This window comes from Ralstonia sp. SA306 (genome assembly GCF_054792405.1).
Map to the genome: position 1 here is coordinate 2,896,808 of NZ_CP096451.1, position 18,516 is coordinate 2,915,323.

The window sequence follows — 18,516 nt, forward strand, 5'->3', positions numbered from 1 at the left end:
CCACCTCAATCCAGCGTCTTGCGATAAAACCGCAACGCAACCCCCAGCACCACCACCGTAAACACCATCAGCGGCCAAATGCTCGGCCACAGCTCAAACCAGCCATTGCCTTTGAGCAGGATGCCGCGCGTGAGCCGGTTGAAGTACGTCATCGGCAGCAGGTTGCCGATTGCCTGCGCCCACTTGGGCATGCCCACGAACGGAAACATGAAACCCGACAGCAGGATGTTGGGCAGGAAGTAGAAGAAAGTCAGCTGCGTCGCCTGCAGTTGGTTCTGCGCGAGCGACGACAGCGTGATCCCCACCGTCAGGCTCGCCACGATAAACAGCAGCGCCGACACGTAGACCATCCACACGCTGCCGACAAACGGAACGTGGAAAACGAAGACCGCCATCAGCAGGATGATGGTCACCTGCACCAGCCCGATGAAGATGTACGGCACGATCTTGCCCGTCATCACCTCCAGCGGATGCACCGGCGTGGCGAGCAGGTTTTCCATCGTGCCGCGCTCGCGCTCGCGCGTCATGGCCAGGCCCGTCATCATCACCATGGTCATCGTCAGGATGGTGCCCATCAGGCCGGGGATGATGTTGTACTGCGTGATGCCTTCCGGGTTGTAGAGCTTGTGGATGCGTACATCGAATGGCGGCGCCGCACCGTTTGCGCCCGCGCCTCCGGCCAGTTGTGACAACGCGCCCTTCATATCCTTGCTGACGACGCCCTGCACCAGTTGCGAGAGCGAGGCCACGGCCAGGCCGGTCGCGGCGGGGTCGGTGGCATCGGCCTCCACGAGCAGCGAGGGCTTCTCGCCGCGCACGAGCTTGCGCGTGAAGTCCGGCGGGATTGATACGACAAACTGAAGCTGGCCTTTGGCCAACGCTTCGCGCCCGGCGGTTTCGTCTGTCAGCGTGGTCGCCAAGTCGAAGTAGTCGGAGTTGCGCATGCTGGCCAGGAAGCTGCGCGTGAACTCGCTCTGGTCTGCGGCAATGACGCCAGTCAGCAGATGCTTCGGGTCGGCGTTGATGGCAAAGCCGAAGAGGAACAGTTGCATGATCGGAATGCCGATCATCATGGCGAACGTCACGCGGTCGCGGCGCAGTTGCAGAAATTCCTTGAGCACCACGCTCCACCAGCGCACCAGCGAAAATTGATTGCCGTCTGGCCTCATGGCTGCGCTCCGTAATTGTCTGAGGAGCGCTTCATCATGTGGATGAACACGTCTTCGAGGCCGGTGTTGATCGGCTCGGCGCGCATGCCGGACTCACCTGCGAGCTTGCGCAACGTGCCCTCCAGCGCGTGCGCATCCGCGCCAGTCACGTGCAGCACCGAGCCAAACGCGACGGTCTGATCCACGCCGGGCTGCCCTTCCAGCTTGCGGCCCAGCTCAACCAGATTGCCTCCCGAGATCGACCACGTCGACAGGTGCTGGCCGGCAATCACCTCATCGGCGGTGCCTTGTGCGAGCAGCTCGCCATACGCGATGTAGGCGAGCTTGTGGCAACGCTCGGCCTCGTCCATGTAGTGCGTGCTGACGAGTACCGAGATGCCCTCCGCCGCCAAGCGGTGTAGCTCTTCCCAAAAATCGCGGCGCGCTTTCGGGTCGACGCCGGCGGTGGGTTCATCGAGCAGCAGCAGTTCGGGCTTGTGGAGCATGCACGCGGCCAGCGCCAAACGTTGCTTCCAGCCGCCCGACAGCGAGCCCGCCAGTTGCTTGGCACGCGACGCCAGCCCGAGATGTTCCAGCGCGTGGTCAACCACCTCGCGTCGATTGGGCATCTCGTACAGGCGTGCAACGAAATCCAGGTTCTCGCGAATGGACAGATCGTCCCAGTACGAAAACCGCTGCGTCATATAGCCGACGCGCCGCTTGATCTGCGCCGACTGCTTGAGGATGTCGTAACCCAGGCACGAGCCACTGCCGCTGTCGGGCGTCAGCAGCCCGCACATCATGCGGATCGACGTGGTCTTGCCGCTGCCGTTGGGGCCCAGGAAGCCGAAGATCTCACCACGCGCGACCTGCATGGAGAGGTCTTTCACAACATGCTTGTCGCCAAAGTGCTTGTTCAGGCCATGCACGTCGATGGCGTAGCCGCCGTTGCGTGTGTGCGGTTGACCGTCGTGGCTGGCAGCGCTCATGGCAGCATCACCTCCACGGGCTGGCCCGGACGCAGCTTTGGACCATCGGCCACGGCGGGCCGTGCTTCCACCATGAAGACCAGCTTGTCGCGCGTCGTGTTGCTGTAGATGACGGGCGGTGTGTATTCGGCTTCCGTTGCGATGTACGTGACCGTGGCGTTGATATCGGCCGCGCAGCCATCGCAGTGCAGGCGCGCGGTTTGCCCGGGCTTGAGCGCGCCCACCACGCCTTGCGGCACGAAGAAGCGCACCTTTACGTTCGCCGGCGGCAGCATGCGTACCACGGGGCTGCCCGCGCCAACCCACTCGCCTTCGCGATACAGCGTGTCGAATACGAGGCCGCCCTGCGTAGCCTTCTGCGCCTTCTGATCGAGCCGCCATTGCGCTTGCGCCACCGCCGCACGCGCCGCTTCCACCTGTGCCGATTGCGCGCGAATCTGGTCGTTGCGCGCCGGCAACTGGGCAATGCGCAACTGGTTGGTCAGTTCACGCACGCGCTGTGCGTTGGACTGTGCGGTGGAGCGGCTAGCATCGAGCTGCGATTGCGCGATGCCACCGGCGCGGAACTGCGCCTCGTCTCGCACCAGTTGCGTCGATGAGAGCTTGTCCGCCGCCACGGCTTGCGCCAGTTGCGCACGCACCGCATCCACCTCCGGCACACGCTTGCCGACATTCAGGTCGGCGAGTTGGGCTTCGGCGCCTTGCAGTTGCGCGGCTGCCTGCTGGCGGGCCGCCGTCTCGTCCACCGATTCCAGCGCGAAGAGCGGCGCACCAGCGTTGACGCTCTGCCCACGCTGCACGCCAAGATGTTCGAGCCGCCCACCCACGGGCGATGCCACGTAGACGAACTCGCCCTCCACATAGCCCTGGTAGATGTGGTCGTCTTGTTTGGCGCAACCCGCCAGGGCCATTGCCGCGGCAAAGGCCACCGCAAACCACCCTGCCCTGCCAATGCACAACGCTTGCCGCATACCGCCCTCCGCGGGATTCGAATTGACGCGATTGATTCGATTGCCTGCCGTGTTTGCCTACTTGCGCCCCTTGCTCTTTAGCTTGGGCTTCGGCTTCGCTTTCTTGCCGGCGCCGTCCTCAGGCGCCGCGACGGGGCCAATGCCGTGCAGCAGCAGCGCGGCCACGTGCCGGCCGATGTCCTCGTCGCTCACCTGATCCGCCAGTGGCAGACGCCCCCACAGCGCGCGCGTCGCCAGCGGCAGCATCGCCAGGCCGATCACCGACACCATCACCAGCGGCGGCTGCAGTGCCGCGTTCACCGCGCCCGCCGCTTGTGCACGGGCAATGCGGTCGACCAGCAACGTGGCGCGCTCCAGCGCGATGCGCGCAAACACGCGCTCGCGCAACTGGCCGCCTTCGCTGGCGATCTCGCGAATCCACAGCGTCGGAAACCACGGCGTGGCCGTGGCCACCGCCACCATGCGCTGCGCCACGCCGGCCACGGTCTGCGCAAGGTCCGGAAGATGCGCGTCATCGGCGATGATCGCCAGCGCCGGGCCCGTCACCTGGTCGACCAGCGGGCGGATGCGCCCCTCCACCACGGCATCGAGCAATTGATCGCGCGTCTTGAAGTGGTAATGCACCATCGGTGCCGTCACCCCGGCTTCGCGAGCGATGGCGGCAAGCGTGGTCGGGCCGACGCCGTCTCGCGCAAACAAGGTGACGGCGATGTCGAGCAGGCGGTCACGGAGGTCGTCCTGCGTTGCGCCATCCTGGCGACGGGGGCGGCCTGGGCCGCGAGAGGAAGGTTTGCGGGTTGCCATTCCGCAGATATTAATTGTCGAATTAATTAATTTCAAGGCGGCATTTCGCGCCTTGCGGATCGGCTCGAAGGATGGCGACTGCGCGCCTACACGCGCGCCGCCGCATCAAGCTGCGCAAGGCGCACAAGCAAGCGGTCTTGCGCTTCGCTCGGAAAGCTCGATGTGCGGCGCACGGCGAACACGGTGTTCAGGCAGCGCCGCGCCACGATGGGGCGCACGACCCGCAGGCGCTCGCGCTCCACGGCATCCTGAATGGCATGCAATGGCAGCACCGACCAGCCCATGCCGGCCTCCACCAACGTGCTGACCTCTTCCAGGTCGGACACGTGATGGGCGCTGACGGTCGTCTCCGGCATGCGCCGGAACAGCGCCTTGAACCACAGTCCGTAGACCGCATCGGATTCGTCATAGGTGACGAAGGGCAGCGCCGCGCAATCAGCCAGCGTGCGTGGCGCACTCTGCTCACGCAATGCGCGGGCGCTGCAGGCGAGCACGAATTCTTCGGTGTAGACAGCGTGGTGTTCAAACAGGCGTGACGTGCGCGGCGTGTAGACGAAGCCGAGATCGGCGCGGCCGGACTCGACATGGCCGAAGACTTCTTCGTCGCTGCCGAAGGCGAGTTCGAGGCGCACGTCGTTGAGAAGCGGCGCGTCGGATTCGGGCGATGGCTTCAGCAGCGCCGGCATCAGCACATAGCGCCCGAAGCTGGAGCCGCTCGCCAGCTTGAGCGACACGCGCTCCATCTCGCCGCTGTGCAATGCGGCGCGCAGTTCGTCCAGGCCGGCAAACGCATCGCGGCACCACGCCCGCACCGACGTGCCGGCACGCGTGAGCACGAGCTTGCGCCCCGAGCGCTCGAACAAGGGCACGCCGAGCCACTGCTCCAACTGCCGCATCTGGTACGACAGCGCCGGCTGCGACACGGCCAGGCGGTCTGCCGCGCGCACGAAGCTGCCTTCGTTGGCGACGGTCAGGAAGCTATGCAGATAGCGCAGCGGCGAGTGCGACATGGCCGTCGCCGCTCACAACGCGCCCCTGGCGCCGTGCGCCTGGTCAGGAGAGCGTTGTGAGCGGCGCCTCAATTGATCAAATTTTTGGATCGAAAAACGAAAAACATTCGATTTGATTTCAAGTCTGTCAGATCGCACAATCCGCCGCAAGTGAACGACCGATCCAGGCAGGAGGCCATCATGACAACCGCAATGCAACATCCGAGCTATGCATTGGAAGAGCGTTACGGCGCACGCAACTACGCGCCCTTGCCGGTCATGCTGGAACGCGGCGAAGGCGTGTGGCTCTTCGATACGGACGATCGGCGCTACCTGGACATGATGTCGGCGTATTCGGCCGTCAGCTTCGGGCATTCGCATCCGAAACTCGTTGCAGCGCTGACGGAGCAGGCCGGCCGGCTGACGCTCACGTCGCGCGCATTCCACAATACCGAGCTGGGCCCCTTCCTGGCCGACGTCTGCCGCATCACGCGCATGGACCGCGCGCTGCCGATGAACACCGGCGCCGAAGCCGTCGAAACCGCCATCAAGGCTGCGCGCAAGTGGGCGCGCGACGTGAAGGGCCTGGCGCCCGAGGCGGCCGAGATCATCGTCTTCGAAAACAACTTCCACGGCCGCACGACGACGATCGTCGGGTTCTCCTCGCACGATCAATATCGCTACGGATTCGGCCCGTTCGCGGCCGGCTTCCGGCGCATTCCGTTTGGCGACGCCGATGCGCTGCGTGCGGCCATCGGACCCAACACGGGCGCAATCCTGATGGAGCCGGTGCAAGGCGAAGGCGGCATCGTCGAACCTCCTGTGGGCTACCTCAAACTCGCGCGCGAACTCGCCACCCAGCACAACGTGCTGCTGGTCTGCGACGAGGTGCAGACGGGCCTGGGCCGCACCGGCGATGTGCTGGCGAGCTGGCATGAAGGTGTTGACGCCGATCTGGTAGTGCTGGGCAAGGCGCTCGGCGGCGGCATGGTGCCGGTGTCAGCCATCGCGGGGCGCGAGGCGGTCATCGGCGTGTTCCAGCCGGGAGACCACGGCTCCACGTTTGGCGGCAACCCGCTCGCAGCGCACATCGGACGCGCGGCACTCGCCTTGCTGATCGAAGAACAACTGCCACAGCGTGCCGCGCGCGTGGGCGCAGCGTTCATCAACGAACTGAAGACGCTCGTCGGCCACGGCGTGCGGCAGGTGCGCGGGCGCGGCTTGATGATCGGCCTGCAACTCGATGCCGACATTGACGCGCACGACTTCGCCTTCGCGGTGGCCGAGCGCGGCGTGCTGACCAAGGACACCTACGGCAACGTGGTCCGCCTGACACCGCCGCTGGTCATCGGAGAGGCCGAGCTGGCGCTAGCGTTGGACGCCATCCGCCAGACGCTGGCCGGCTGGCCGCGCCGCAAGGCGGCTTGACGAAGAACTCGCAAGGGGAGTGACATGACCATCATTGATCTGATCGGCGCGGCCATCGGCTGCGGCGCGCAAGACGACGGCTGCAAGGACGGCCCGCGTGCGCTGCTGGAGGCCGGCGCGCTGGGGCGATTGCAGACCCCGGACACGCACGCCGCGCTCGTGCACGACATCGAATTGGCGATGTCGGCGGGGCACAGCCGCTCAGCACGCCTGGCGGCACTGCCGGGCGTGGCTGGTTTCTCGCGCGCGCTCGCCGATGCGACGGCACACAGCATGCACCAGGGGCATGTGCCGGTCGTCGTCGGCGGGGATCACTCGTGCGCGATCGGCACGTGGTCGGGTGTAGCAAACGCCTTGCGGCAGAAGGGCCCGCTGGGCCTGATCTGGATCGATGCCCACCTTGACAGCCACACACCCCAGACGAGCGATTCCGGCGCCATCCACGGGATGCCGCTGGCGACGCTGCTCGGCCACGGCGCCGCGGCCCTCACGCAGGTTCGCGATACCGCGCCAAAGCTGTCGCCAGAACACGTCGTGGTGATCGGCGCGCGCAGTTATGAGCCCGCCGAACGCGCGTTGCTCGACCTGCTAGGTGTGCGCGTCATCGACGCAGCCGAAGTGGCACGCAACGGCCTGCGCGCCGTCATGGCCGACGCAATCCGCCAAGTCAAAACGGGCACAGCGGCCTTCGGCGTAACGCTGGATCTGGATGCCTTCGACCCCGCAGTCGCGCCCGGCGTCGGCACGCCCGAAACAGACGGGCTCACCGCGCAGGGCATGGCGCAAGCACTCGCCGCATGCGCCCGCGATGCACGTTTTGCCGCATTCGAACTGGTGGAATACAACCCGCGCCACGACAAGGGCGGGATTACAGCGCATCTGGCCTTGGACCTGCTGGCCAGCGTAGCGGGCGCGTTGCACGCCCAACGCCGGGAGTATGCGACTGCGGCCTAGGCAGATCAAAAACGCAGCCGCCAACACCGGCACACCAACGGTTTTCCCTTCCTGCCCTAGATGGCGCCTTGAATTTCTGTTGCGGGGAGGAAAAAGAAGGGAGGCCTGTCTGCGCGCAGCGAGTTTGCCTCCCTTCCCTCCCCGCGACTGAAATTCAAGGAATGGGTCGCCATCTCGGGCGCGCCTTTCTTTGCTTACTTTCTTTGGCAAGACAAAGAAAGTGAGTCAGCCCCGGCAGGGGATGAAACAGGGGATAAACCACCGCATCAAAAACAGAGCCGTCAGCCCGACTCTTTAATCCGAAACACCTCCACCCCCACCGACTCACAATCCGGATACACATCCGGCTTCTCCGTCGACACCCGCGCGGCCAGCACATGCGGGTGCTTGAGCATGGCCGTCAGCACGTCATCGCACAGCGTCTCCTGCAGATGGATATGGCCCTGCGCCATGCGCCGCGCCACGGTGTCGCGCATGAAGTCGTAATCCACCACTTCGTGCAGCTTGTCTTCCGTGGGCGACGAATGCTCCAGCGGCACGTACAGCTCGATGTTGATCAGGACGCGCTGCTCGCCCTTCTTCTCGAATTCGTGCACGCCGATGTTGATCTGCACTTCGTAGTTGCGCAGGAACATGCGGCGGCAGTGCGACAGGCGCGGGTGGGATAGCAGGGAAAGCATGGGGCGTCCGGGGGAAGAATTATTCAGTGAGGAACATCACGTCGCGGGCCAGCGGCATCAGGTGCTGGCCTCCGTCGACGAACAGCGTGGTGCCGGTGACGGCGCGCGCGGTAGCCAGGTAGCACACGGCATCGGCGATGTCTTCCGGCGTGGACGACTGGCCCAGCGGCGTCATCTGGTGCGCGCGCGCAAAACTGCCTTGCGACTGGTCGCCCGACACCATCGTGATGCCCGGCGCCACACCCACCACGCGCAGCGCAGGCGCCAGGGCCTGCGCAAGCTGCATCGTGGCGGTCGACAGCGCCGCCTTCGACAACGTGTAAGAGAGGAAATCCGGGTTCAGGTTATCGAGCTTCTGGTCGAGCAGATTGATGACCACGCCGCGGCCTTCGGCGCCATCCGCAGTCAGCGCGCGGTGCAGCTCGCGCGAGAGCAGCAGCGGCGCCGCCACGTTGGTGCGCATGTGCGTATCGAGCGACGCGTAGCTGAAGCTGGTGGCAACGTCGTACTGGAACAGCGATGCGTTGTTGACCAGGCAGGTGGGCGTACCCAGTGCAGCGATGCAGTCGGCGATCAGGCGGCTGGCGGCAGCTTCGTCCGAGAGGTCGGCCTGCAGCACGGCGGCGCGACGGCCCATGGCGATGATCTCGGCGGCCACGGCGTCGGCCTCGGTGCGCGAGCGGTGGCAATGCACCGCCACGTCCCAGCCGTGACGGGCCAGGGCCAGGGCAATGACGCGGCCCACGCGGCGGCCTGCGCCTGTGACGAGGGCGATGCGCCGCGGTGTAGCGGATTCTGCGGTCGATTCCGCAGTTGACTGGATGGGCGTCTGCGCCATTGTTTACAATTCGCCGATGAGCAAAACCGTGAGTTTACCGCTTCCCAACGAGGCGGCGCAGGCGCAGTCCGCGCAACTGTTCGCCGTGATCGCCGACGCCATTGCGGCCGCCGGCGGCTGGCTCCCGTTCGACCGCTACATGGAACTGGCGCTCTACGCGCCCGGCCTGGGCTACTACAGCGGCGGCGCGGCCAAGTTCGGCCGCCGCGTGGAAGACGGCGGCGACTTCATCACCGCGCCCGAACTGACGCCCTTCTTCGGCCGCACCGTGGCGCACCAGATCGCGCAAGTGCTTCAGGCATTACCCGAAGGCCAGCGCCACGTGCTGGAGTTTGGCGCCGGCACCGGCAAGCTGGCCGCCGACATCCTCACCGAACTCGATGCGCTGGGCGCCCGCCCCGACAGCTACGGCATCGTCGAACTCTCCGGCGAGCTGCGCCAGCGCCAGCAGGAGCGCCTGACCGCGCTCGGCCCCGAGCTGGGCGCCCTCGCGCAGTGGCATGACACGTTGCCCGCGCCGTTTACTGGCGTGATGATCGGCAATGAAGTGCTTGATGCGATGCCCGTGTCGCTGTGGGCGCGGCGCAGCGGCGTGTGGCACCAGCGCGGCGTGACGCTCGACGCCGAAAACGGCTTGCAATGGGAAGACCGGCTCGTTGATCCGTCAGAGGTACCGGCCAAGCTGGCCGCCCTGCCGGGCGCCGATGATCTCGTCACCGAATCGCACGAAGCCGCCGAGGGCTTTATCCGCAGCGCCGGTGCAGCACTTGAGCGCGGCCTGCTGCTGCTGATCGACTACGGTTTCCCGGCTGCCGAGTACTACCACGCGCACCGCGCCAACGGCACGCTCATGTGCCACTACCGCCAGCACGCGCATGACGATCCGTTCTGGCTGCCAGGCCTGCAGGACATCACCGCGCACGTCGATTTTTCGGGGATTGCCCAAGCGGGCCAGGAGGCCTGGCTGGACCTGCTCGGCTATACGAGCCAGGCGCGCTTTCTGTTGAGCGCCGGGGTGGGCGAGCTGCTGATGACGCTAGATCCGTCCGACCCGATGCAGTTTCTGCCGGCAGCCAATGCCGTGCAGAAGCTGCTGTCGGAAGCGGAGATGGGCGAGCTGTTCAAGGCCATCGCGCTGGGCAAAGGCATCGATGCGGCGCTGCCGCTGGCCGGCTTTGCTGATGCCGACCGCTCGAACCGCTTGGGTTAGTCAATCAGGCTGACGCGGCTTTGGCCGCCAAGGCCCGTTCGTTCTGCTCGGCCTCATAGCGGCCGATCGTGCCGCGCATCCACCACAGCAGCACCAGGCCCGGGAAGGCAAACGCCACGGTCATCAGATAAAACGCGGGCCAGCCATAGGCTTCCACGAGGTAGCCCGAGGTTGGCCCGACGTACACGCGGCCGATGGAAGCCAGCGCTGACAGCAACGCATACTGCGTCGCCGAGAACGACCGGTTGCACAGCGCCATCAGCAACGCCACAAAGGCCGCCGTGCCCATGCCGCCGCAGATGTTCTCGATGCCGATGGCCACCGCCATGGTCCACAGATGCTGCGGCGTGATGGCCAGCACCCAGTAGCCCAGGTTGGACACCGCCTGCAGCACCCCAAAGAGCAGCAGCGCGCGCACCAGCCCCAGCCGCACCATCAGCGTGCCGCCATACAGCGCCCCCACGATGGTGGCCGCCAAACCAAGTGTCTTGTTGACGATGCCGACCTCGCCGGCGGAAAACCCGACGCCGCGGATCAGGAACGTGGTCGACAGGCTGCCTGCAAACGCGTCGCCCAGCTTGTAAAGCACAATCAGCGCCAACAGCGCCCAAGCGCCCCGGCGTGAGAAAAAGTCACGCAGTGGGCCGACCACGGCTTCCTGCAGACTGCGCGGCGGGCGTGCCGACACCTCCGGCTCCGGCGACCACAGCGTCGCGATGATGCCCAGCGCCATCAGCCCGGCCATCAGCAGGTACATGTTGCTCCAGCCCATCACGCGATCGGCCAGATACAACGCCAGGCCGCCCGACACCAGCATCGCCAGCCGGTAGCCGAGCACCTTCACGGCCGCACCGACACCGCGCTCACTCGTATGCAGCACATCGGTGCTGTAGGCATCGAAAACGATGTCCTGCGACGCTGATAAAAACGCCACCAGCACTGCCAGCCCAGCCAGCGCCCAGAGCGCGGCATGCGGAGGCGTGAAGGCCATGGCGGCAATCGACGCCACCAGCCCAGCCTGCGTCAGCACGAGCCAGCCGCGCCGGCGCCCCATGAGCGGCGGCGTAAACCGGTCCATCAACGGCGCCCACAGGAACTTGAAGATGTACGCCTGCCCCACCAGCGAGAACAACCCGATGGTGCGGATGTCGAGTCCTTCCACCGTCATCCAGGCCTGCAGCGTGCCCGATGTCAGCGCCAGCGGCAGGCCGGAGGCAAAGCCAAGCAACAGCATCGCGCCGATGCGGCGGTTGCGAAAGATATCGAGGTAATCGTGGAAGGTCATGCGGCGGGCCAGAGGCGAAGGCGATGCGAATGCGGGTTGCCACGTAGCGTGGCGCGGTGCGTTGGCCGATATTATGTCGCACGGATTCGGCCCCTCACTCATATGCCCCGCGTAACACGCTCCCTGCTGACCGCAATCGGCCTCGCGCTATCTGCGTGGGCGACTGCCATGGACGGCCCGCTGCCGGTGCCCGCCGACGGCGTGAAGCTGGAAGCGGCGACCACCACGTCGCCCAACATCCGGCTCGTCATTCCCGCCGAGGAAATCGACAAGCGGGCGCTGGCCGAATACCAGGGCATCATCGACAACGCGGCCCACGAAGGCGCGCTTGCGCCCGACAACGTACCGGATCTGATCCGCATTCGCGGCATCGTCAGGCGGCTCACACCGCAGGCGCCGCGCTGGAACCCCGACGCCGCGCACTGGCAGTGGGAGGTCAACCTGATCGGCTCGTCGCAGGTGAATGCGTTCTGCATGCCCGGCGGAAAGATCGCCGTGTTCTCTGGGCTGCTCGAACAGTTCAAGCTGACGGACGACGAACTCGCCATGGCACTCGGCCACGAGATCGCCCACGCCCTGCGCGAACACGCCCGCGCCCGCGCCGGCCAGCGCGAAATCACCAACCTGGGCGCCAACGTCATCTCGCAATTGTTCGGCTTCGGCAACCGGGGCGACACGGACCTGGGCGAAGGCGCCAAGATGCACCTGCTGGCGTTCTCGCGTGCAGAGGAAACCGAGGCTGACCTGGTCGGCATGGACATCGCCTCCCGCGCCGGCTACGACCCGCGCGCCGCGCTCACGCTGTGGCAAAAGATGGGTTCGATCGGCGGCGCGGAGCAAAAGCAGTTTCTATCGACACACCCATCGGGGCGCACGCGCATGGCCGTGCTGTCGCGCCATTTGCCTGAAACGCTCACGCTGTTTGCCGACGCCCGGCATATGACGATGGCGAAGCTGCCGGAATATCGATCGAACATGCAATATCTTGGCGCCGCGCCTGTTGATAATGGCGATGAGGCGCCGATGCGGCCGATGGTGCGGCGGTAATAATCGACAGTGGATTACCGCGATTCAGCCCAGACAAGCCATCCGGTTGCATCGCGATGCGCTCGAAACTCAATTGCGACAGCCAATTGCAAGGCGGCTCGACCGGAACGGCGGCCTATGACTTGGACGAACGTTGCTGGTGGGATGTAGATGGCCAACGTACGGTCAAGTGCGATATCAGCTACGCGTACAAGGGCACGGCGCCGACCACGTACCTGAAGAGCTTCTCGTACGTCACGAAGTCGGTCCAGTAAGCACCGCGCATAGCCTCACCGCTCAACCAGCCCCGCAGCCTTCCCCGGCCTCGCCGGGCTTGTTGTTTGTACGGCCACCCTCGCCCGTCGCGACAACGCCATCCCCGCCACCGTGGCGCCCAGGATCAGCACCGCGCCGCCTGTCTGCATGGGGCTGAACACCGTTGCTGACGGCCTGCTCGATTGCGGCGCATGGCTACGGGTTGCTCCCCACCGCAACAAACCCGTAAGCAGACGGGTCGCGCAACCGGCCATTCCTCTTTACGATGGCGCCTCACTCACATACGCGCGTGGGCGCCAACCTGGAGGAACCTGTGAGCCTGACCATCCTATGTTTGCTGGTGATCGTGGCAGCGGTGTGTGCGGCACGCGGCCGACGCCGGGCTGCGCGCGGGCTGGCGGTGGTCTCCGGCGTGCTGGTGATGGCGATCGGCTGCGGGCCGGTGCCGGCGTGGCTGCTGGATTCGCTGGAAAAGCCCTTCGAGAACGAGCCGCATATCCAATGGGGTGCTCGCAACGCCATCGTGCTGCTGGGCGCGGGCACGTTTCGCGTGGGTGACGCGGTCGAACCCGGGCTGTTCTCGTATCCGCGCCTGGTGGAAGCCGCGCAGTTGTACCAGGCGTGCCGCAAAGCCGACGGCGATTGCAAGATCCTCGTCAGCGGCGGCGATGCCCGTCATCACGGCGAGCCGGAAGCCACGGTATATGGCCGCGAACTCGTTGCCCTCGGCGTCGACAAGGCCGACGTGCTGATGGAGCCCAAGAGCATGAATACGTGGCAGAACGCCCAGTTCTCGCGCACGGTGCTTGCGCAATACGCGGCTGATCGCACGGTGCTCGTCTCGTCGGCCATCCATCTGCGGCGCAGCCTGCTGTATTTCACGCACTTCGGCATGGCGCCGGTTCCCGTGCGCGCCGACGATCTGCAGGCCGCGGCATCGCCCTTGCCGATGGCGTACAACTTCGCGCTGACAGATTTTGCGCTGCACGAGTGGATCGGCATCGCGCGCTATCACGTGTACAACGCCCTGGGCTGGAACCCTGCGCGCATCAACCCCGGCGACGCCTGATTCGACTCCACAACGCCCGCGCATTCGAAGCCGCACTCTAGTGCTTCCGGAGGGGAGCAAAAATCGGGCACCGGCCTATACTTTGTGCATTGCAACATCCGGGCATCGCAATGCGCCATCTCGGCCGTATTGAAGCTCAACGCCTCATCACCATTGGCAAGTTCGCTTGCCACCACCCGCCCACCGGGCGCGGCCATCCCTGACGGGAATCGCTGACGATTCCTGCGCCAGCAAGCAGGCCGTTGCGTAAGCAGCGCGCCCGCCCCGCCAGCCACACCTCAGAAGCAAACCAACAAGCAAGGGGAACCCTCATGCCTCAAGTCACGGCAAGCAAGCTGTCGGTCAAACTGCTCGCGCTCGTCTTCGGCGTCGTTGCGGCGCTGGCGATTGGGCGAACTTTCCTGCTGAACTGGCAGATCATTCCGCCGGGCTACACGGGCATCAAGATCAACCGGCTCGTCGATCGCGGCATCACGCATGAAAACGTCGTCACCGGCTTCGTCTTCTACAACCCCGTGCAGACGGCGATCATCCAGTACCCGACCTACGTGCAGCGCGTGATCTGGACGCAAGATGTGAATGAAGGCCACGCACTCAACGAAGAGCTGACGTTCAACACCAAGGACGCCGTACCCGTGAATGTGGACGTGGCCGTCTCGTACCAGCTCGACCGCGACAAGGTGCCGGCGTTTTACACCAACTTCCGCGCCGATCGCATCGAGACCTTCACGCACGGCTACCTGCGCGACACGGCACGCAACGTGATCGTCGCCATCGGCTCGGAATACAACTTCGACGACGTGAACGGCGGCAAGAAGGAAGAGTTCGTCGCGCGGCTGACCAACGAGCTGGACGCGCGGCTTGCGCCGCTGGGCGTGTCGATCAAGCAGTTCGGCATTGTCGGCTCGCTGCGCCCGCCACGCTCGTTGCTCGATGCGGTGAGCGCCAAGACCAAGGCCATTCAGGATGCGATCCGCACCGAGAACGAAGTACGTTCCGCTCAGGCCGAAGCCAAGAAGAAGGTGGCGATTGCTGAAGGCGAGGCTGCTGCCAACCAAGCGCTGGCTTCGTCGCTGGATGACCGCCTGCTGGCGTGGGAACGCCTGAAGCTCGAACGTGCCGCCATCGAGAAATGGAACGGCGTGACGCCGAGCGTGATGGCGGGCGGTAATGGCGGCGGCATGCTGTTCAACATCCCGGCTGGCGCGCAAAGCAAATAAGTCGCGCCACCAAAGAAAAACGCGCCCGAAGGCGCGTTTTTCTTCTCAGCCCAGGCGGCAATCGATCAGCTCGCAAAACCCGGAGCCGCTTCGCGCACGGCGTGCTCGGCACCGGCTGCAGGAATCGGCGCTTCCACGTGCAGGCTGGTCGCTTCATCCACGCCCAGGTGCACGTTCATGCATTGCACTGCGGCGCCGGCCGCGCCCTTGCCCAGGTTATCCAGGCGCGCGGTGACGACCATGCGCTCGTCCGAGCCGAAGACGAACAGGTCGGCACGGTTGGTGTCGTTGGCGCCCTGCACATCGAAGAAGCCGTTGTCGAGCGTCGCAACATTGTCAGCCGGCGCCACGCGAATGAACTGCTCGCCCTGGTAGTAATCGGCCAACACCTTGGCGATGTCTGCCGGGCTCACCTTGCGCGCCAGATGCTGCGGGTGCAGGCCGATCGTCACGGCCAGGCCCTTGAGGAAGTTGCCGACCACCGGCGTGAAGATCGGGGCGAGCGACAGCTTGCTCTGCACGCGCATCTCCGGCAGGTGCTTGTGTGCCAGTGCCAGCGCGTACGGGCGCGGGCTGTCGAGCTTCGGATTATTGGCGGCGAGGTAGTCGGCGATCATCGCCTTGCCGCCACCGCTGTAGCCCGTGAGCGAGAACGCGGTGACCGGGTAGTCGGCCGGCACGATGCCCGCTTCCACCAGCGGGCGCATCAGCAGCACGAAGGCGCTGGCGTGGCAGCCCGGCACGGCGATGCGCTTGGTGTTGCGCAGGCGCTCGCGCTGGCCCTTGGCCAGTTCCGGCAAGCCGTAGACCCAGTCATCCGACGTGCGGAATGCGGTGCTGGCGTCGATGATGCAGGTGTTCGGATTGTTGACCAGCGAGACGGCCTCGCGCGAGGCCACGTCCGGCAGGCACAGGAATGCGACATCGGCGGCATTCAGGAATTTGGCGCGCTCGGCTGAATCCTTGCGCTTGTCTTCGGCGATGCGCAGCAGCTCGATATCGTCGCGTTGCGACAGATAGTCGAGCAAGCGAAGGCCAGTGGTGCCTTCCTGACCGTCGACGAAAACCTTGAATGCCATGGCGATCTCGCTAAAAACAGAGGAGCAAAAAGCACAACGCCGGCCCCATGCCGGCGCGTGAGTTTTGCATTGTAGCGGCTGACGAAGAAATTTCTGCGGCAGCGCAATAAAGTGCTTACCAGTGCACCTTGGTGTCGTAGTCGATCGTCAGCGGCGCATGGTCGCTGAACTTGATGTCCTTGAAGATCGACGTGTGGCGCGCGGTGGCGGCAATACCCGGCGTGGCGATTTGGTAATCGATCCGCCACCCGACGTTCTTCGCGTAAGCCTGGCCGCGGTTGCTCCACCACGTGTACTGCTCGGGGCGCTGATCAAGCGTGCGGAACACGTCCACGTAGCCGACCTCGTCGAACAGCTTGGTCAGCCACGCGCGCTCTTCGGGCAGGCAGCCGGAGTTCTTCTGGTTGCCCTTCCAGTTCTTGATGTCGATTTCCTTGTGGACGATGTTGACGTCGCCGCACAGCACCACCTCACGGCCTTTTTCGTGGCGCAGGTCTTTGAGGTGATCCATAAACAGGTCCATGAAACGGAACTTGGCCTGCTGGCGCTCTTCGCCGCTGGAGCCCGACGGCACGTAGACCGAGATGATCGACAGCTTGCCGTAGCGGGCCTCGACGTAGCGGCCTTCGGCGTCGAACTCGCCGTTATCGAAACCGACGATGACTTCGTCCGGCTTGTGGCGCGTGTACAGGCCTGCGCCGCTGTACCCTTTCTTCACCGCGTGCTGGAACACTCCGTGGTAGCCGTGCGGCGCCAGGAATTCAGGGGTCATGTCGTCTTGCGCGCACTTCAGTTCCTGCACACAGACGAAATCGGCGTCCTGCTTGCCCATCCAATCGAAAAAGCCTTTGCTGGCAGCGGAGCGAACGCCGTTGAGGTTGGCGGAAATGATGCGTAACATGGCGGGACTTTTTTGCAGACCAGAGAAAAAAGATGAGCCAAAACAGCGAGTTGCGCCAATCCTTCATCCGCTTTGCGGTGGAAGCCGGCGTGCTGTCGTTCGGGGAATTCGTGACCAAGGCGGGGCGGACGTCGCCCTATTTCTTCAACGCCGGCAAGTTCGCAGACGGCGCCCTGCTGGGCCAAGTCGCGCAATTCTATGCGAAAACCCTGCTGGATTCGGGTGTCGAGTTCGACATGCTGTTCGGGCCGGCCTACAAGGGCATTACGCTCGCGTCGGCCACCGCCGTTGCGCTGGCAGGCCTCGGCCGCAATGTGGGCTTTGCGTACAACCGCAAGGAAGCCAAGGACCACGGCGAAGGCGGCAGCCTGGTCGGCGCGAAGCTGCAGGGGCGAGTGGTGATCGTCGATGACGTGATTTCTGCCGGTACCTCGGTGCGCGAGTCGGTTGAGCTGATTCGCGCCGCTGGCGCGACACCGGCTGCCGTGCTGATCCTGATGGATCGGATGGAGCGCAGCGGCAATGCTGTGGATATCGGCGAGCGCTCTGCGGTGCAGGAGGTGCAGGCGCAGTATGGAATGCCGGTGGTGTCGATTGCCAACCTGGATGACTTGCTGGGTTATCTGGATGGGGCTGGCGACCCGGCGCTGGCTGGCTACCGTGAAAAGGCTGCGGCCTACCGGGACAAATACGGCGTTAGCGCGATCTGACGCGTTTTGCTGTGCTGTTGGGAAACCCCGGTTGATGGACTTCGCCGGGGTTTTGTTTTTTGTGGTTCATAAACCCACAACCCAACACCCTACTCGATCTTCAACCCCGAATACGCCGGATTCCCAGCCGGATACTCCGGCTTCAACCGCTCCATCACCGCCAGCAGAATCTCCGCCACCATCAGGCTGCGGTGCGACTTGGAATTCGCCGGAATGATGTGCCAGGGCGCGTGCGGGGTGGCCGTGGCATTGATGGCGTCTTCGTAGGCGGCCATGTAGTCATCCCAGAGCTTGCGGTCTTCAATGTCCGCCATCCCGAGCTTCCAGTGCTTCTGCGGATCGTCGATGCGCTCCTGCAGCCGGTCGCGCTGCTCATCCTTGGAGATATGCAAAAAGCACTTGACGATGGTGGTACCGGTCTCGGCCAGCATCTGCTCGAACGCGTTGATGTGAGCGTAGCGGCGCTTGCACTCGGCGGCGTCGATATCTCCATGCACGCGAGTGACCAGCACATCTTCGTAATGGCTGCGATTGAAGATGACGATCTCGCCAGCGGCCGGCACCTCCGCATGGATGCGCCAGAGGAAGTCGTGCGCCAGCTCCAGGGGCGTCGGCACCTTGAAGCCCTTTACGCGCAGGCCGAGCGGGTCGAGCGCACGGAACACGGTGCGTACCGTGCCATCCTTGCCCGCGGTATCCATGCCTTGCAGCACGACCAACAGCTTGCGCCGGTGCTCAGCATAGAAAATGTCCTGGAGTGCCTCAATGCGCGCAGACAGTTCGGCCAGCCGCGCCAGGTCGCCCGCCTTACTGCCCGTGGTGCACGGCTTGGCGGCAGGATCAAACTTGGCAATCTTGAACTTGCTGCTGCCGTCGAAATACCAGGAGTCAATCGGGTTCTTGCCGCTGGATGCCACGGTATCTCCTTGTTGGCTTGTT

The 18,516-nt window shown here is 64.8% G+C and carries 19 protein-coding genes; 8 read left to right on the forward strand and 11 right to left on the reverse strand.

The window, feature by feature from the left end; all coding sequences use genetic code 11:
• Window positions 1-5: 5 nt before the first annotated feature.
• The 5 genes from M1D44_RS13815 to M1D44_RS13835 all read right to left on the reverse strand — a co-directional run bounded on the left by M1D44_RS13815 (window position 6) and on the right by M1D44_RS13835 (window position 4,922).
• The gene (locus M1D44_RS13815) at window positions 6-1,169 is read right to left on the reverse strand and encodes an ABC transporter permease (RefSeq protein ID WP_024976934.1); all 1,164 of its coding nucleotides are present in this window, start codon (window positions 1,167-1,169) and stop codon (window positions 6-8) included.
• A complete protein-coding gene (locus M1D44_RS13820; protein ID WP_024976935.1) occupies window positions 1,166-2,137 on the reverse strand; it encodes an ABC transporter ATP-binding protein in 972 nt (323 codons plus the stop codon). Before M1D44_RS13820 ends, M1D44_RS13815 begins: the two co-directional genes overlap by 4 nt.
• Entirely contained in the window at window positions 2,134-3,108 is a 975-nt protein-coding gene (locus M1D44_RS13825; protein ID WP_316852848.1) for an HlyD family secretion protein, read from the reverse strand. The genes M1D44_RS13820 and M1D44_RS13825 overlap by 4 nt, the downstream gene beginning before the upstream one ends.
• Window positions 3,109-3,165: 57 nt before the next feature.
• Window positions 3,166-3,912 (reverse strand): TetR/AcrR family transcriptional regulator, encoded by a 747-nt coding sequence (locus tag M1D44_RS13830; RefSeq protein ID WP_024976937.1) that lies wholly within the window; start codon window positions 3,910-3,912, stop codon window positions 3,166-3,168.
• 86 nt (window positions 3,913-3,998) lie between these two features.
• Window positions 3,999-4,922: a LysR family transcriptional regulator gene (locus M1D44_RS13835; RefSeq protein ID WP_024976938.1), complete on the reverse strand. Its 924-nt coding sequence runs from the start codon at window positions 4,920-4,922 to the stop codon at window positions 3,999-4,001.
• Window positions 4,923-5,102: 180 nt separating this feature from the next.
• Here M1D44_RS13835 and rocD point away from each other — a divergent pair, with 180 nt between their 5' ends.
• Complete coding sequence (gene rocD, locus M1D44_RS13840; protein ID WP_316852849.1) at window positions 5,103-6,329, forward strand: ornithine--oxo-acid transaminase; 1,227 nt, start codon at window positions 5,103-5,105, stop codon at window positions 6,327-6,329.
• Between the two features lie 24 nt (window positions 6,330-6,353).
• Window positions 6,354-7,283, forward strand: a complete 930-nt coding sequence (locus M1D44_RS13845; protein WP_316852850.1) for an arginase — start codon at window positions 6,354-6,356, stop codon at window positions 7,281-7,283.
• Window positions 7,284-7,564: 281 nt separating this feature from the next.
• Here M1D44_RS13845 and M1D44_RS13850 read toward each other — a convergent pair whose 3' ends face one another.
• Window positions 7,565-7,963: a dihydroneopterin aldolase gene (locus tag M1D44_RS13850; RefSeq protein ID WP_024976941.1), complete on the reverse strand. Its 399-nt coding sequence runs from the start codon at window positions 7,961-7,963 to the stop codon at window positions 7,565-7,567.
• 19 nt (window positions 7,964-7,982) lie between these two features.
• Complete coding sequence (locus tag M1D44_RS13855) at window positions 7,983-8,801, reverse strand: SDR family oxidoreductase (protein ID WP_024976942.1); 819 nt, start codon at window positions 8,799-8,801, stop codon at window positions 7,983-7,985.
• Window positions 8,802-8,817: 16 nt separating this feature from the next.
• Between M1D44_RS13855 and M1D44_RS13860 the strand changes: the two genes are divergently transcribed.
• Window positions 8,818-10,011 (forward strand): class I SAM-dependent methyltransferase, encoded by a 1,194-nt coding sequence (locus tag M1D44_RS13860; RefSeq protein ID WP_316852851.1) that lies wholly within the window; start codon window positions 8,818-8,820, stop codon window positions 10,009-10,011.
• A gap of 4 nt (window positions 10,012-10,015) precedes the next feature.
• Here M1D44_RS13860 and M1D44_RS13865 read toward each other — a convergent pair whose 3' ends face one another.
• Window positions 10,016-11,296 (reverse strand): muropeptide transporter, encoded by a 1,281-nt coding sequence (locus tag M1D44_RS13865; protein ID WP_316852852.1) that lies wholly within the window; start codon window positions 11,294-11,296, stop codon window positions 10,016-10,018.
• A 102-nt stretch (window positions 11,297-11,398) separates the two neighbouring features.
• Here M1D44_RS13865 and M1D44_RS13870 point away from each other — a divergent pair, with 102 nt between their 5' ends.
• From M1D44_RS13870 to M1D44_RS13885, 4 genes are all read left to right on the forward strand, one after another.
• The gene (locus tag M1D44_RS13870; protein WP_024976945.1) at window positions 11,399-12,343 is read left to right on the forward strand and encodes a M48 family metallopeptidase; all 945 of its coding nucleotides are present in this window, start codon (window positions 11,399-11,401) and stop codon (window positions 12,341-12,343) included.
• Window positions 12,344-12,399: 56 nt separating this feature from the next.
• Window positions 12,400-12,597: a hypothetical protein gene (locus tag M1D44_RS13875; RefSeq protein WP_024976946.1), complete on the forward strand. Its 198-nt coding sequence runs from the start codon at window positions 12,400-12,402 to the stop codon at window positions 12,595-12,597.
• Between the two features lie 314 nt (window positions 12,598-12,911).
• Entirely contained in the window at window positions 12,912-13,667 is a 756-nt protein-coding gene (locus M1D44_RS13880; RefSeq protein ID WP_024976947.1) for a YdcF family protein, read from the forward strand.
• A 311-nt stretch (window positions 13,668-13,978) separates the two neighbouring features.
• On the forward strand, window positions 13,979-14,887 hold the full coding sequence (locus M1D44_RS13885) for a prohibitin family protein (RefSeq protein WP_316852853.1): 909 nt from the start codon (window positions 13,979-13,981) through the stop codon (window positions 14,885-14,887).
• Between the two features lie 65 nt (window positions 14,888-14,952).
• Here the strand turns inward: M1D44_RS13885 and argC are convergent, their stop codons facing one another.
• Together argC and M1D44_RS13895 are read right to left on the reverse strand one after the other, a co-directional pair.
• A complete protein-coding gene (gene argC, locus M1D44_RS13890; protein ID WP_112186238.1) occupies window positions 14,953-15,966 on the reverse strand; it encodes an N-acetyl-gamma-glutamyl-phosphate reductase in 1,014 nt (337 codons plus the stop codon).
• Window positions 15,967-16,081: 115 nt separating this feature from the next.
• Window positions 16,082-16,867, reverse strand: a complete 786-nt coding sequence (locus M1D44_RS13895) for an exodeoxyribonuclease III (protein WP_024976950.1) — start codon at window positions 16,865-16,867, stop codon at window positions 16,082-16,084.
• 32 nt (window positions 16,868-16,899) lie between these two features.
• Here M1D44_RS13895 and pyrE point away from each other — a divergent pair, with 32 nt between their 5' ends.
• On the forward strand, window positions 16,900-17,577 hold the full coding sequence (gene pyrE / locus M1D44_RS13900; protein ID WP_024976951.1) for an orotate phosphoribosyltransferase: 678 nt from the start codon (window positions 16,900-16,902) through the stop codon (window positions 17,575-17,577).
• Between the two features lie 89 nt (window positions 17,578-17,666).
• Here pyrE and M1D44_RS13905 read toward each other — a convergent pair whose 3' ends face one another.
• Window positions 17,667-18,494 (reverse strand): polyphosphate kinase 2 family protein, encoded by an 828-nt coding sequence (locus tag M1D44_RS13905; RefSeq protein WP_024976952.1) that lies wholly within the window; start codon window positions 18,492-18,494, stop codon window positions 17,667-17,669.
• Between the last annotated feature and the right edge of the window lie 22 nt (window positions 18,495-18,516).

Coding starts and splice junctions, on each gene's coding strand:
- M1D44_RS13850 (WP_024976941.1), bottom strand. CDS start 7,963: ATGCTTTCCCTGCTATCCCACCCGCGCCTGTCGCACTGCCGCCGCATG.
- M1D44_RS13865 (WP_316852852.1), bottom strand. CDS start 11,296: ATGACCTTCCACGATTACCTCGATATCTTTCGCAACCGCCGCATCGGC.
- argC (WP_112186238.1), bottom strand. CDS start 15,966: ATGGCATTCAAGGTTTTCGTCGACGGTCAGGAAGGCACCACTGGCCTT.
- M1D44_RS13855 (WP_024976942.1), bottom strand. CDS start 8,801: ATGGCGCAGACGCCCATCCAGTCAACTGCGGAATCGACCGCAGAATCC.
- rocD (WP_316852849.1), top strand. CDS start 5,103: ATGACAACCGCAATGCAACATCCGAGCTATGCATTGGAAGAGCGTTAC.
- M1D44_RS13860 (WP_316852851.1), top strand. CDS start 8,818: ATGAGCAAAACCGTGAGTTTACCGCTTCCCAACGAGGCGGCGCAGGCG.
- M1D44_RS13830 (WP_024976937.1), bottom strand. CDS start 3,912: ATGGCAACCCGCAAACCTTCCTCTCGCGGCCCAGGCCGCCCCCGTCGC.
- M1D44_RS13870 (WP_024976945.1), top strand. CDS start 11,399: ATGCCCCGCGTAACACGCTCCCTGCTGACCGCAATCGGCCTCGCGCTA.
- pyrE (WP_024976951.1), top strand. CDS start 16,900: ATGAGCCAAAACAGCGAGTTGCGCCAATCCTTCATCCGCTTTGCGGTG.
- M1D44_RS13825 (WP_316852848.1), bottom strand. CDS start 3,108: ATGCGGCAAGCGTTGTGCATTGGCAGGGCAGGGTGGTTTGCGGTGGCC.
- M1D44_RS13885 (WP_316852853.1), top strand. CDS start 13,979: ATGCCTCAAGTCACGGCAAGCAAGCTGTCGGTCAAACTGCTCGCGCTC.
- M1D44_RS13815 (WP_024976934.1), bottom strand. CDS start 1,169: ATGAGGCCAGACGGCAATCAATTTTCGCTGGTGCGCTGGTGGAGCGTG.
- M1D44_RS13875 (WP_024976946.1), top strand. CDS start 12,400: ATGCGCTCGAAACTCAATTGCGACAGCCAATTGCAAGGCGGCTCGACC.
- M1D44_RS13835 (WP_024976938.1), bottom strand. CDS start 4,922: ATGTCGCACTCGCCGCTGCGCTATCTGCATAGCTTCCTGACCGTCGCC.
- M1D44_RS13895 (WP_024976950.1), bottom strand. CDS start 16,867: ATGTTACGCATCATTTCCGCCAACCTCAACGGCGTTCGCTCCGCTGCC.
- M1D44_RS13820 (WP_024976935.1), bottom strand. CDS start 2,137: ATGAGCGCTGCCAGCCACGACGGTCAACCGCACACACGCAACGGCGGC.
- M1D44_RS13845 (WP_316852850.1), top strand. CDS start 6,354: ATGACCATCATTGATCTGATCGGCGCGGCCATCGGCTGCGGCGCGCAA.